Source organism: Pseudomonas sp. ACM7 (assembly GCF_004136015.1).
Classification (GTDB): Bacteria; Pseudomonadota; Gammaproteobacteria; order Pseudomonadales; family Pseudomonadaceae; genus Aquipseudomonas; species Aquipseudomonas frigoris.
On the sequence record NZ_CP024866.1, the window covers coordinates 736,938 to 749,832 of the forward strand.

A 12,895-nucleotide genomic window follows, 5' to 3' on the forward strand; every position below is an offset into this window, starting at 1 on the left:
CACCCGAGAGAAGACCGCTTTCCCATGCCTATTTCATCTCAACGTTCTTTCTTGCGCCTGATGTTGGTCGGCTTACTGGCTTGTCTGCTGACCCCGCTGGCCTATGCCGACGCGGCCAAGCGCCTGCGCATCGGCATCACCCTGCACCCTTATTACAGCTACGTGGCGAACATCGTCGGTGACAAGGCCGAGGTGGTGCCGCTGATTCCGGCCGGTTTCAACCCGCATGCCTACGAGCCGCGCGCCGAAGACATCAAGCGCATCAGCGGTCTGGACGTAGTCGTGCTCAACGGTGTCGGCCATGACGACTTCGCCGACCGCATGATCGCCGCCAGCGAAACGCCGAACATTCCCGTGATCGAAGCCAACGAAAATGTACCGTTGCTGGCCGCCACCGGCGTCGCCGCTCGCGGCGCCGGCAAGGTCGTAAACCCGCACACCTTCCTGTCGATCAGTGCCTCGATTGCCCAGGTCAACAACATCGCACGGGAACTGGGCAAGCTCGACCCGGCCAATGCCAAGACCTACACCCAGAACGCCCGCGCCTACGGCAAACGCCTGCGGCAGATGCGCGCCGACGCCCTGGCGAAACTGACCCAGGCGCCGAACGCCGAACTGCGAGTGGCCACGGTTCACGCGGCTTACGACTATTTGCTGCGCGAGTTTGGCCTGGAAGTGACCGCCGTGGTCGAACCGGCCCACGGCATCGAACCGAGCCCGAGCCAGTTGAAAAAAACCATCGATCAACTGCGGGAACTGGACGTGAAAGTGATCTTCTCGGAGATGGATTTCCCGTCCACCTACGTCGAGACCATCCAGCGTGAATCCGGGGTGAAGCTGTACCCGCTGTCGCACATTTCCTATGGCGAGTACACCGCCGACAAGTATGAAAAGGAAATGACCGGCAACCTCAACACCGTGGTCCGGGCGATTCAGGAGTCCGGCCAATGACGGCTAAAGAAACCATCTGTGCACAAAACCCAACCCCGACAGCCCCCGAATCCCCTGTGGGAGCGGCGGTGCGACGCTGGATTTTGCGGAGGTCAGTTTGACCCTCGGGCGCACGACGATCCTCGACAACGTCACGTTCCAGGTCCAGCCCGGCAGCGTGCATGCACTGGTCGGCCCCAACGGTGGCGGCAAAAGCTCGCTGATCAAGACCTTGCTCGGGCAGATGCCCCATCAGGGTCGCTTGAGTCTGCAATGGCCCGGCACACCTGGAACCATCGGCTACGTACCCCAAGCCCTGGAATTCGATCGAGGTTTGCCGATGACCGTCGACGATTTCATGGCCGCGATGTGCCAGCGGCGCCCGGCGTTTCTCGGGTTGAGCAAGCACTACGCCGCCGCGATTGGCGAAGCCCTGGAACGGGTCGGTATGCAGGACAAACGGAAGCGGCGCATGGGTGCGTTGTCCGGCGGTGAGCGCCAGCGGGTGTTGCTGGCTCAGGGACTGATTCCGGCGCCGCAGTTGCTGGTGCTCGACGAACCGATGTCGGCGCTAGACGAGGCCGGTATTCAGGTGTTCGAACGGCTGCTCGGCGACTGGCGCCAGAGCGGCATCACCGTGCTGTGGATCGAGCATGATCTGGAAGCGGTTGGACGTCTGGCGGATCGGGTCACCGGGCTCAATCGCCGGGTACTGTTCGATGCCACGCCGAAACAGGCGCTGACCCCGGAGCGATTGCTGACCCTGTTTTCGACCCAACCACGGAGGGCTGCCTGATGAGTTACGAAGCCTTTCGTTTGATGGTCCAGGGTTGGGCCTCGTCGGGTTACTTGCCCGAGGCGCTGGCCTATGGATTTGTGGTCAACGCGTTGCTCGCCGGCTTGCTGATCGGCCCGGTGCTGGGCGGATTGGGTACGTTGGTGGTGGTCAAGCGTTTCGCGTTTTTCTCTGAAGCGGTGGGCCACGCGGCGCTGACCGGCGTGGCCATCGGCATTCTGCTGGGCGAACCTTACACCGGGCCTTATGGCAGTCTGTTCGGCTACTGCTTGTTGTTCGGCATCTTGCTGAATTACCTGCGTAACCGCACGGGTCTGGCGCCGGATACGTTGATCGGTGTGTTTCTGTCGGTGTCGTTGGCGCTGGGTGCCAGTCTGCTGCTGATTCTGGCGGGCAAGATCAACGTACACATCCTCGAAAACGTACTGTTCGGTTCGGTACTGACCGTCAACGGCAATGACCTGCTGGTGCTGGCCATCGTCGGTTCGCTGGTCATGGCGCTGGCCTTGCCGTTGTACAACCGCATCATGCTGGCCAGTTTCAATCCGCAACTGGCGGCGGTGCGTGGTGTGGCGGTGAAGACCCTGGATTATCTGTTTGTGATTCTGGTGACCCTGATCACCGTGGCGGCGGTGAAAGTCATCGGCGCGATTCTGGTCGGTGCTCTGCTGGTGATTCCAGCTGCAGCTGCGCGATTGCTGAGTCAGTCGCTGAAGGGCTTCTTCTGGTGCTCGGTGCTGATCGCCACGGTCAGCACGCTGTGCGGGATCCTTGCGCCGATTGTCTTCGACCTGCCTATCCCGTCCGGCGCCGCGATCATTCTGGTGGCCGGTATCGCCTTCGCTCTCGCCGCCATTGCGCGTGGCGTTGTCCCCAGCCTGAAAGGGAATCTCGGATAAATGTTTTTTACTTTGCGTCAATTGACCCTGGCATTGACCTTCACATTGCCCCTGTGCGGGCTGGTCAACACAACCTTTGCAGCTGACAGCGTCAAACCGCTGCGCGTGCTGGCGTCCTTGCCGATCACTTATGGTCTGGGCGCAGTCTTGCTCAAAGGCACCGATGTCAACCTTGAACGTGCCGCGCCGGCGAATTTGCCCGGTAGCCGTCAGACCGCGTACTTCACGGGTCGTGGCGCGCCGGCGCTGGCCAAACTGGCGACCAACGCCGATGCGGTGATCGGCCTGCGCTCGTTGTGGGCGGATGATCCGCTGTATCCGATCTCCCGGCGTAGCAACATCCGCATCATTGAAATCGACGCCGCCCGCCCGGTGGACGGCGCCCTGCCCGGCATCGCCGTGCAACCCGGCAACAAAGTTGATGGGTTGAACAGTCAGCCGTGGTTTTCCAGCAACAATATGGGGCGGATGGCGGACGTTATGGCGGCGGACCTGGTGCGCCTGGCGCCCGAGGCAAAGCCGAAGATCGAGGCTAACCTGGCGACGCTCAAACAGCGCTTGCTCAAGCTCAGCGCTGACAGCGAAGCGCGGTTGGCCAGTGCCGATAACCTCAGCGTGATGAGCCTGAGCGATCACTTTGGCTATCTGATCGGCGGCCTCAACCTGGAACTGATCGGCCTCGATGCGCGGCCGGACGCCGAGTGGACACCTGAAGCGCTCAATCAATTGGGTGCGATGCTCAAGGACAATGACGTGGCGGTGGTGCTGCATCACCGACAGCCGTCGGATGCGGTGAAAGCGGTGATTGCTGAGGCTGGGAGTCGGTTGGTGGTGTTGAGTGTGGATGCGGCGGATCCGGTGGCCGAGCTGGAGGGGAATGTGGATTTGGTGATCAAGGGGTTGAGCGGGGCGTAACGTCAGTTGGACCGCGTTATCGTTCTTCGCGAGCAAGCCCGCTCCCACATTGGATTTGTGGCGCGACACAGATCCAATGTGGGAGCAGGCTTGCTCGCGAAGGCGGCCTCACAAGCAACACACATTCCAGATATGAAAAAGCCCGCTGACCTTCTCGGTTCAGCGGGCTTCTTTTTGCGCGGTGACTCAGTGAGCCACAGCCGCTTGTTCTTCCATCTTCTGGCGCAAGCTCAGTGGACGCATGTCAGTCCAGGTTTCTTCAATGTAAGCCAGGCATTCCTTTTTCAGGCCGCTCTTGCCCACGGTGCGCCAGCCTGCAGGCACGGCTTTGTAGTCGGGCCAGATCGAGTACTGCTCTTCGTGGTTGACCACGACCTGAAAGAGGATGTCCTCGCGGTCGAATACTGAAGTCATGGTGTTTCTCCATCGCTGTAGGGTGGGCTGCACTGCGTGCGCAGCCGTTATGTAGAAGGAACGTTAGAGGCGCTGAAAAATTTAGAGGCTGGCGGTGGCAGCGGCCATGGCTCGGCCGAAAATCTCGGCCACCCGATCGATTTCCGCGGCAGTGATCACCAGCGGCGGCAGGAAGCGCACCACGCCGCCATGACGCCCGCCCAGTTCGAGGATCAAGCCGCGCTTGAGGCATTCACGCTGCACCAGCGGCGACAGACGACCGAAGATCGGCGGATGACCCAGCGCATCCGGCTCGCCAGTCGGATCGACCAGCTCAACACCCAGCATCAAGCCGCGCCCCCGAATATCACCCAGCTGCGGGAAGTCCCGTTGCAGGATGCGCAGGTGTTCGCTCAAGCGTTCGCCCATGGCGGCAGCGTGCTCGCAGACCTTGTGTTCGGTCAGGTAACGCATCACCGCAGAACCTGCGGCCATGGCCATCTGATTGCCGCGGAAGGTCCCGGCATGGGCGCCCGGCAGCCAGGTGTCGAGCCAGTCGCGATAGACCACCACGGCCAACGGCAAACTGCCACCGATGGCTTTGGACATGACCACTACGTCGGGAATGATCCCGGCGTGTTCGAAGGCGAACATCTTGCCGGTGCGGGCAAAACCGCTCTGAATCTCGTCGACGATCAGCGCGACACCGGCCTTTTCGGTAATCCGTCGCAGGCCGCGCAACCAATCAAGATCGGCCGGGATCACCCCACCCTCGCCCTGCACCGCTTCAACGATCACCGCGGCCGGCAATTGCACACCGGCCTCTGGATCATTGAGCAGGTTTTCCAGGTAGTTGAGATTGACCTGCACACCTTGCGCGCCGCCGAGACCGAACGGGCAGCGATAATTGTAAGGATATGGCATGAACTGCACACCGCTGCTGAGCAAGGCGCCCAAGGGTTTTTTCGGCCCCAGACTGCCCATCAGGCTCAGCGCGCCTTGGCTCATGCCGTGATAACCGCCCTGGAACGACAACACGGTGCTGCGTCCGGTGGCGGTGCGCACCAGTTTCAGCGCGGCTTCCACCGCGTCGGTGCCGGTCGGGCCACAGAACTGGATCCTGGCTTCAGCGGCCAAAGCCAGCGGCAGCAGACTGAACAGGTCCTGAACGAACTGATCCTTGACCGGGGTGGTCAGGTCGAGGGTGTGCAGCGGCAGTTCATCCGTCAGCACTTGCTGGATCGCTTCGATCACCACCGGATGGTTGTGCCCAAGGGCCAACGTCCCTGCGCCGGCCAGGCAGTCGATGAAACGGCGGCCTTCGACGTCTTCGACATAAATGCCCTTGGCACGCTTGAGGGCCAGGGGAATGCGTCGCGGATAGCTGCGGGCATTCGATTCCTGCTGGTTTTGACGGGCCAGCAGCGGCGATTCGTTGAACTGATAAAGCGTCTCGGTCGGCGCCGGAGTGATCCGGGCCGACTGATCTTCCATAAGGCTGGTAGCGACTGACATCTCTCGACCCCTCAATAAGGTTTTCCTGTTCTGGAAACGCATCAGGGCGCCGAGGATTTAGACCCTCGATCAGCTTTCTATGAGGGGGGTGTCAGCGCTTTGTGCATGGGGATGGCGTGGAGCCCCGCCACCGTGAAGGTTTCAGCGCAAGGCTGGTAACCCAGATGACGGTAAAACGCTTCGCTGGTGCGGGTGCTATTGAGTCGGGCTTGACGCAACCCCCGATCGGTCAACCAGCCTTCGAGGTCGCGCACCAGTGCTTGCCCGGCCCCACGCCGAAACCATTCCGGCTGCACGTAACAGAACGCGACCTTGCCGCTGATCGCAGCCATCGCGACGCCGACCGGTTTGTCGTGCAACAGGGCGATGTTCAGGTACAACCGCTCGTCGGCCAACCAGGGCTGCACGTGTTCGATGGTTTTGTTGTGGGTCCAGGTGGCGACGGTGAGCGGATCGTTGCGATGGTCAAGCGCGCAACCCACGCGAATGGAGCGCTCGACGATCCGGCTGATGATGCCGGCATCGGCGGGGGTTGCCTTGCAAATGTGTAGGGGGGCATACATGGCGCTGTTACCTCAATCCATTGAGAAAAAGCTGCCGGGGACGATAGCGTTGTGGCGAGTGGATGGCTAATGGAGAGACGTTACATTTGGTGTGCAACACAAAACCAGTGTGGGAGCGGGCTTGCTCCGGGCGGCGTTCCGACGAAGGCGGACTCCCAGCCAACATCATCGTTGAATGTTAAACCGCTTTCGCGAGCAAGCCCGCTCCCACATTTGCTCTGCGGTGCTTGTTAGATGGGTTGCAACGGCATGGTCAGTTCGACTCGCAACCCGTCCGGTCGACTGTCGAAATGCAGGGTGCAACCGCAGCGCTGGACGATCGCCTGAACAATCGCCAGACCCAGGCCGCAACCGGTGCTCTGCCCGTTGCGCCAGAAGCGTTGGGTCAGGTGTTGCAGGTCGTCTTCGGCAATCCCCGGGCCGTGGTCGCGAACCAAAAAGTGCACACGACTGCCAGTGGTTTCCAGGCTCAGCTCCACCGCCCCTTCGCCAGGGGTATGACGCAGTGCGTTGTCCAGCAGGTTGCGCAACGCCGCAATCGACAAAACTGCTGGCATTTGCACCGGTGCAGCGGAGAATTTGCTCGGCATCTGAAATTTGATCCGCTGACGATCACCACTGGCGGCGTCCTGAATCGCCAGTTTCGCCACCTGCTCGGCGCTGCATTGCACGCCGTCATCGAACGACAGACTGCCCTCGACCCGCGCCAGCAACAGCAATTGTTCAAGGGTCCGGTGCAGGCGATCGGCGCCCTCTTCGGCCCGGGCCAGGGATTGATCCCGGGCCGCGCCGTCAGTCATGCGCGCCACTTGCAGGTGGGTCTTGATCGCCGTCAGCGGGCTGCGTAACTCGTGGGCGGCGTCACCGGTCAAGCGGCGTTCCCGTTCGATGGTCTTTCCGATCCGTTGGAACAGCTGATTCTGGGTGTCCAGCAACGGTTGCAGTTCGCTGGGCAGCGGCTGGATTTGCAAGGGTTCGAGAGAATCGGCACTGCGGCGCATCAAGGCATCGCGCATGCGGTTGAGCGGCGCCAGCCCCTGGCCGATCCCCAGCCAGAGCAGGCACAGGCAGCCGAGCAAGGCCACGCCCACCGGCACCGAAGCCGCCAGCAGGATCGACATGTTCAGCGCCTCCCGCTCGATCTGCCGATCAGCGGTGGTGATGCGCACGTCGCCGCGGGCCAGGGTGAAACTGCGCCACGGCGCGCCATCAATCATCTGGTCGTGAAAGCCCATTTTCTCGGCTTCGAGGGTTTGTTGCGGATCGGTGTGACTGCGGGCGAGGATTTCGCCGCGCAATGAACTGACCTGGCAGGCCATGCCGCCGGGGAGGTTCAGTTGTTCAGCGCTGAAATGGGTGCCCTCGCCCTTGCTCGGCAATGGCGGCAATTGCTCCATCAAGCCGGCGACCATGCGTGCCGAGGCCACCAGCCGCTGGTCGAGGGAAAACATCATCTGATTGCGCAGGTCGCTGAGCATCCAGGCCGCTGCCAGGGCCCAGATCAGGGCAAAAGCGGCGCCGAGTGTCAGGCTCAGGCGCAAACGCAGGCTCATCACTTTTTCAATACCTCTGCGCCATCGGCCGGCCCCAGGCGATAGCCCAGGCCGCGCACCGTCTCGACAATGCCATTGCCGAGTTTGCGCCGCAGGTGATGGATATGCACGTTGAGAGCGTTGCTTTCCAGCTCATCGTTAAAACCATAAACGCTGTCTTTCAGTTGCTCGGTCGACAGCACCCGGCCCCGATTATGCAGCAAGGCCTGCAACAACGACTGCTCACGACGGGACAGGTCCACCGGCTGGCCCGCAAGGGTGGTTTCGCGGCTACTCGGGTCGTACGTCAGGGCACCGTGCTCGATCAGGTTGACACTGCGTCCTGCCACCCGTCGCAACAGGGTATGCAAGCGTGCCGCGAGCTCGCGCAGATCGAACGGCTTGAGCAGGTAATCGTCGGCACCGGCCTGCAAACCGTCGACGCGGTCGGTGACCGAATCCCGGGCGGTGAGGATCAACACCGGGATTTCCAGACCGCTGTGTCGCAACTGCTGCAGCAGCTTCAAACCGTCTTCATCGGGTAGACCGAGGTCGAGCACCATCACATCGAATTCGGCGACCTTGAGCATCGCCCGGGCCGCCGACGCGGTGGCGACATGCTCCACGGTCAGGCCCTGTGCGGTGAGGCCGGCAACGATACCGCTGGCAATCAGCTCATCGTCTTCGCAAACCAGTACGTGCATGGGAACTCCATGAGCAAAGACCCTAGTCAAACAGGTGAGGATTAAGTCGCAATTATGGCAAGGGCTTCGGCTGACGAGAAGCAGGGCTTGCATTCACGTCGCAGGATCAATTCAACGCAATACATATATACCGCACCCGTGCGTCCCCTTCTCAATAGCCTGTGTCGGGTAGTACTTAAATTCAACTCGACTCAATACAGGTATCCATCATGTATTCCCATGCAAGTGCTTTAACGATTCTGTTCAATCTGTTTGACGCCCTGAGCGCGCTGGCAACCCAAGGCAACGATCAGCCAAAAGAAGCGATAACCAAGGGCCTGGCCCTGTACAACCTGGGCGAATTCATCCAGGCGAAGCCTTATCTGACGGTTGCCGCCGTCGCGGGAGACCGTGCGTCGCAATATGCGTTGGGGGAGGTGACAAGGCGTCAGGCGGGCAGCATCACCGACGAAGCAAAAGACTGGTATCGACTCGCTGGTGCCCAGAATCATGTTTATGCCCTGATGCGACTGGGCGACGAAGCCTCGCTCAGGAAAGCAAAGGAACTGGCCCAGGCCAATGCCGCTCAAGCCATGCTTGAGTTGTACGAGCTGGACCAGAACATTGAAACATTGAAAAAAGCTGCGGATGCCGGCTCCCTGGAGGGCCAGTACATTCTCGCGGTCAAGTACGACCAGGACGAAACGCTCATTTCCGACAGTGAGCAACGTCGATCCACCATCGATGCGCTGCTGAAAAAAGCCGCCGACGCCGGTTTTTCGAAAGCGGTCCACTGGTACACCAACCGTACCCCGATCAACCAGGATCTTCCTCTGAGGCGCCAATGGCTGGAAAAACGCGCACAGCTCAATGACGTGAACGGCGTATTGAATTACGGTTTCGCACTCAGCGGTTTCTATCAAGATGACAGCGGTGTCGATAACGAATATGGCTTCACGAAGGATCTGGTCAAAGGCTATGGGTTGATCTGGCTGGTCGTCGAAACCACCAAAGAGCTGTCTCGACACGATAGCGCCAGACAATACCTTGACGATATCGCCGAGGAGATGACGACTGATCAAATAACTGCCGCCAAAGCCTTCGCGCAGCAATGGAAAACGACTCATCCCCCGATGTCCGAATTCAGGCTGACCTATAGCGACATTGCCTGATCCCGCCGGGCGCCAATCACCGAAGACGGCCATCGACGTCTTGCGTTAACCCCCGGTTAATCGCTGGCCATCATCTTGGGCGAAGTGTGTAAACCTCAAGGCGTTGTCGATGCGTTACGTTCTTCTATTGCTATTAACGTTGTTTGCCAGCTTGGGTCAGGCCCAGGCTGGCAGCAATCCGTTTGAAACCAAGCCCGACTTTCTTCCCGTCAGCAAAGCCTTCAGCTTTACGTCTGAGCGTCTCGCTTCCGGGGAAACCCAGCTGTTCTGGCAGATCGCCGACGGTTATTACCTGTATCAAAAACGCCTGAAATTCGATGGTTTACCCCCGGAACAGCAACCTGTCTTGCCGGAAGGTGAAGCGCACAGCGACGAGTTTTTCGGCGCGCAACAGGTTTATCGCCAAGGGCTGGAGCTGAAGATCCCGGCGGGTGCCTCCGGCCGGATCAAGGTAGGTTTCCAGGGCTGCGCCGATGCTGGCCTGTGTTATCCGCCACAAACCCAGGTCGTTGATCTCGCAAACGCCACTACCTTGGCCGCCGCAAGCGAAGCGCCGGACCAGGCCCTGGCCAGTGATCTGCAGCAGCGGGCGCTGGGCTGGAGCCTGCTGGTGTTCTTCGGCCTTGGGCTGCTACTGGCCTTCACCCCTTGCTCGCTGCCGATGCTGCCGATTCTCGCCGGTTTGATCGTCGGCAGTGGCGCCACGCCCAAACGCGGCTTCGCGCTGGCGACCAGCTACGTCGTCAGCATGGCGCTGGTGTATGCGGCGATGGGCGTTCTGGCCGCGCTGCTCGGGGCGAATCTGCAGGCGTTGTTACAGAACCCTTGGTTGCTGGGCAGTTTCGCTACCGTATTTGTGTTGCTGGCGTTGCCGATGTTCGGCTTCTTCGAGTTGCAACTGCCAGTGGCCGTGCGTGATCGATTGGAAAATGTCTCGCGCAATCAACGCGGCGGCAGCCTGTTCGGTGCCGGTGTGTTGGGCGCCTTGTCCGGTTTGCTGGTGGGTCCGTGCATGACGGCACCGCTGGCGGGCGCCCTCCTCTACATCGCGCAAAGCGGCAATGCGCTGCATGGCGGGCTGATTCTGTTCGCCATGGGCATCGGCATCGGTGTGCCGCTGCTGTTGTTGGTCACCGTCGGCAATCGCTTCCTGCCCAAACCCGGTGCCTGGATGAACCTGCTCAAGGGCGTATTCGGCTTCCTGTTCCTCGCTACCGCGTTGCTGATGCTGCGTCCGGTGCTGGACGAATCACTGTGGATTGGTTTGTGCGGTGCCTTGCTGCTGATTGCCGCATACAGCGCCTGGAAGCAGTCGGAAGGTTTCGGTCGCGTCGCCCATGTGTTCGGCGCCAGCTCACTCTTGCTGGGTGTGTGGGGCAGCCTGCTGATGATCGGTGCCGCTGGCGGCGGCGACGACCTGTTGAAGCCATTGCAGGTCTACAGCGCTTCAAACTCGAGCAGCGCCGCAAACCCGGTCGGCCACGACGCATTCACCACGATCAAGGACCCGGCAGCTCTGCAACGGGAACTCGACGCGGCACAGGCTCAGGGCCAATGGGTGCTGCTGGACTACTACGCCGACTGGTGCGTGTCGTGCAAGGTCATGGAAAAACAGGTGTTCGGCAAAGCCCACGTACTGCAAACCTTGAGCGATGTGCGCTTGCTACGGCTGGACGTCACCGCCGACAATGCCGCCAGCCGCGAACTGCTGGGCCGTTATAAAGTGCCGGGGCCACCGAGCCTGCTGTGGATCGGCGCCGACGGCATCGAGCGTCGCAGCCAGCGCATCACCGGCGAGGTCGATGCCGGCACCTTCCTGCAACGCTGGACCACCACCCGAGACGCTCGTTAATGCTGACCTTTACCCTCGGCACTTTTGCCATCGCGCTTAATCACCTGCTGCTGATCAGCGCCCTGGCGCTGGCGACCTTCATCGGCTGGCGGGTGGCCAAGCGCGGCGGCGAGAATCCAGAGTCGGTGCTGTTCAGTCTGTTCCTGCTGGGTATGCTGGCCGCCCGGGTCGGGTTCGTGGCCGTTTACTGGGCGCACTATCGCGATGACCCATGGCAGATCATCGACCTGCGCGACGGCGGTTTCCTCGCCTGGCCCGGTGTGATCGTGTTGCTGCTCGCCGCGTTGTATCGAGGCTGGCGTCGCCCGGGCTTGCGCCGGCCGTTGGGCTTTGGCGTGGCCAGCGGCCTGGCGTTCTGGCTGCTGGCGACCTTCTCACTGACTATCTACGAACAAGGCACACGCCTGCCGGAAATCACCCTGCGCAATGCCGCCGGCGAAACCGTGCAGCTGGCCGATTACAAGGGCGGCCCGTTGGTGATCAATCTCTGGGCCACCTGGTGTCCGCCATGCCGTCGGGAAATGCCGGTGCTGGAAAACGCCCAGCAACACCGCCCGGACCTGACGTTCCTGTTCGTCAACCAGGCTGAAAGCATGCAAAGCGTCAGTACTTTTCTGGAAACCCAGGGCCTGAGCCTGTCCAACGTGCTGTTTGACGGCAGTGGCCGATTGGGCCAGGCCGTCGGCTCCATGGCGTTGCCGACTACGCTGTTCTATAGTCCCGACGGTCGCCTGCTGGGCAGCCACCTGGGTGAGCTGTCGGAAGCCAGCCTGGCCCGCGCCCTGGAAAACTTCGGCACCCCGAATCCTGCCGCACCGGCCACCTCTTCAAGGAAATTGCCATGCCCCGCCTCCGCCACCTGCTGACGTTGACCCTCGGCGCTGCCCTGCTCCATTTACCGTTAGTGCAGGCCGCCGAAGAATTGCCCGAAGCGATCAAGAAAATCGAAGCCAAGGGCGCGAAAATCGTCGGCCAATTCGACGCACCCGATGGCTTGCGTGGTTATGCCGCGCAGTACCAGAACCGTGGCATGGCGCTGTACCTGACGCCGGATGGCAAACATGTGTTGCTCGGCAATCTGTACGACGCAGACGGCAACGACCTGAGCAGCGCGCCGCTGCAGAAGCTGGTTTACGCGCCGATGGCCAAGGAAGTCTGGGGCAAGCTGGAAACCAGCAACTGGATCGGCGACGGGAAGAAAGATGCGCCGCGGATCGTGTACCTGTTCAGCGATCCGAATTGCCCTTACTGCAACATGTTCTGGGAGCAGGCGCGCCCATGGGTCAAGTCGGGCAAGGTGCAGCTGCGGCACATCATGGTCGGCATCATTCGCGAAGACAGTCCGGGGAAATCGGCTGCGCTGCTGGCCGCCAAGGATCCGCAGAAAGCCCTGGAAGACCATGAGAAGTCAGGCAAGAACAGCTCGCTAAAAGCCCTGAAAAACGTGCCCCCGGCGATTCAGGCGAAGCTGGCGGCCAACATGCAGTTGATGGAAGACCTGGAGCTGCAGGCCACCCCGGCGATTTTCTACATGGACGACAAGGGCGAGCTGCAACAACAGCAAGGCGCGCCTTCGCCGGACAAATTGGTGCAAATTCTCGGACCGAAGTAGTTCTTTCTGATACGGCGTTGGTGGGTTCACTGG

Annotated in this window: 13 protein-coding genes; 8 read left to right on the plus strand and 5 right to left on the minus strand. The window is 61.0% G+C overall.

Features of this window, described 5'->3' with window-relative positions; genetic code table 11:
• Positions 1 to 24 precede the first annotated feature (24 nt).
• From CUN63_RS03585 to CUN63_RS03600, 4 genes are read left to right on the plus strand one after another with little or no spacing between them, the layout of a single operon-like run.
• Positions 25 to 951, plus strand: a complete 927-nt coding sequence (locus tag CUN63_RS03585) for a metal ABC transporter substrate-binding protein (RefSeq protein ID WP_129437250.1) — start codon at positions 25 to 27, stop codon at positions 949 to 951.
• Between the two features lie 49 nt (positions 952 to 1,000).
• Positions 1,001 to 1,726 (plus strand): metal ABC transporter ATP-binding protein, encoded by a 726-nt coding sequence (locus CUN63_RS03590; RefSeq protein ID WP_129437252.1) that lies wholly within the window; start codon positions 1,001 to 1,003, stop codon positions 1,724 to 1,726.
• Positions 1,726 to 2,625, plus strand: coding sequence for a metal ABC transporter permease (locus CUN63_RS03595; protein WP_003226663.1), 900 nt, complete (start codon positions 1,726 to 1,728; stop codon positions 2,623 to 2,625). Before CUN63_RS03590 ends, CUN63_RS03595 begins: the two co-directional genes overlap by 1 nt.
• Entirely contained in the window at positions 2,626 to 3,540 is a 915-nt protein-coding gene (locus CUN63_RS03600; RefSeq protein WP_129437254.1) for a metal ABC transporter solute-binding protein, Zn/Mn family, read from the plus strand.
• Positions 3,541 to 3,726: 186 nt separating this feature from the next.
• Here the strand turns inward: CUN63_RS03600 and CUN63_RS03605 are convergent, their stop codons facing one another.
• The 5 genes from CUN63_RS03605 to CUN63_RS03625 all read right to left on the minus strand — a co-directional run bounded on the left by CUN63_RS03605 (position 3,727) and on the right by CUN63_RS03625 (position 8,247).
• On the minus strand, positions 3,727 to 3,954 hold the full coding sequence (locus CUN63_RS03605) for an MbtH family protein (protein WP_008152757.1): 228 nt from the start codon (positions 3,952 to 3,954) through the stop codon (positions 3,727 to 3,729).
• A gap of 81 nt (positions 3,955 to 4,035) precedes the next feature.
• The gene (locus CUN63_RS03610) at positions 4,036 to 5,448 is read right to left on the minus strand and encodes an aspartate aminotransferase family protein (RefSeq protein ID WP_129437256.1); all 1,413 of its coding nucleotides are present in this window, start codon (positions 5,446 to 5,448) and stop codon (positions 4,036 to 4,038) included.
• 77 nt (positions 5,449 to 5,525) lie between these two features.
• A complete protein-coding gene (locus CUN63_RS03615; RefSeq protein WP_129437258.1) occupies positions 5,526 to 6,011 on the minus strand; it encodes a GNAT family N-acetyltransferase in 486 nt (161 codons plus the stop codon).
• Positions 6,012 to 6,241: 230 nt separating this feature from the next.
• Positions 6,242 to 7,567: an ATP-binding protein gene (locus CUN63_RS03620; RefSeq protein WP_129437260.1), complete on the minus strand. Its 1,326-nt coding sequence runs from the start codon at positions 7,565 to 7,567 to the stop codon at positions 6,242 to 6,244.
• Positions 7,564 to 8,247, minus strand: a complete 684-nt coding sequence (locus CUN63_RS03625; protein ID WP_129437262.1) for a response regulator — start codon at positions 8,245 to 8,247, stop codon at positions 7,564 to 7,566. The genes CUN63_RS03620 and CUN63_RS03625 overlap by 4 nt, the downstream gene beginning before the upstream one ends.
• A gap of 209 nt (positions 8,248 to 8,456) precedes the next feature.
• On the opposite strand from CUN63_RS03625, the gene CUN63_RS03630 reads away from it, so the two are divergent.
• From CUN63_RS03630 to dsbG, 4 genes are all read left to right on the plus strand, one after another.
• Complete coding sequence (locus CUN63_RS03630) at positions 8,457 to 9,398, plus strand: tetratricopeptide repeat protein (RefSeq protein WP_129437264.1); 942 nt, start codon at positions 8,457 to 8,459, stop codon at positions 9,396 to 9,398.
• 109 nt (positions 9,399 to 9,507) lie between these two features.
• On the plus strand, positions 9,508 to 11,250 hold the full coding sequence (dsbD, locus tag CUN63_RS03635; protein WP_129437267.1) for a protein-disulfide reductase DsbD: 1,743 nt from the start codon (positions 9,508 to 9,510) through the stop codon (positions 11,248 to 11,250).
• Entirely contained in the window at positions 11,250 to 12,116 is an 867-nt protein-coding gene (locus CUN63_RS03640) for a TlpA disulfide reductase family protein (protein WP_129437269.1), read from the plus strand. The genes dsbD and CUN63_RS03640 overlap by 1 nt, the downstream gene beginning before the upstream one ends.
• Positions 12,092 to 12,862 (plus strand): thiol:disulfide interchange protein DsbG, encoded by a 771-nt coding sequence (gene dsbG / locus CUN63_RS03645; protein ID WP_129437271.1) that lies wholly within the window; start codon positions 12,092 to 12,094, stop codon positions 12,860 to 12,862. The genes CUN63_RS03640 and dsbG overlap by 25 nt, the downstream gene beginning before the upstream one ends.
• Positions 12,863 to 12,895 lie beyond the last annotated feature (33 nt).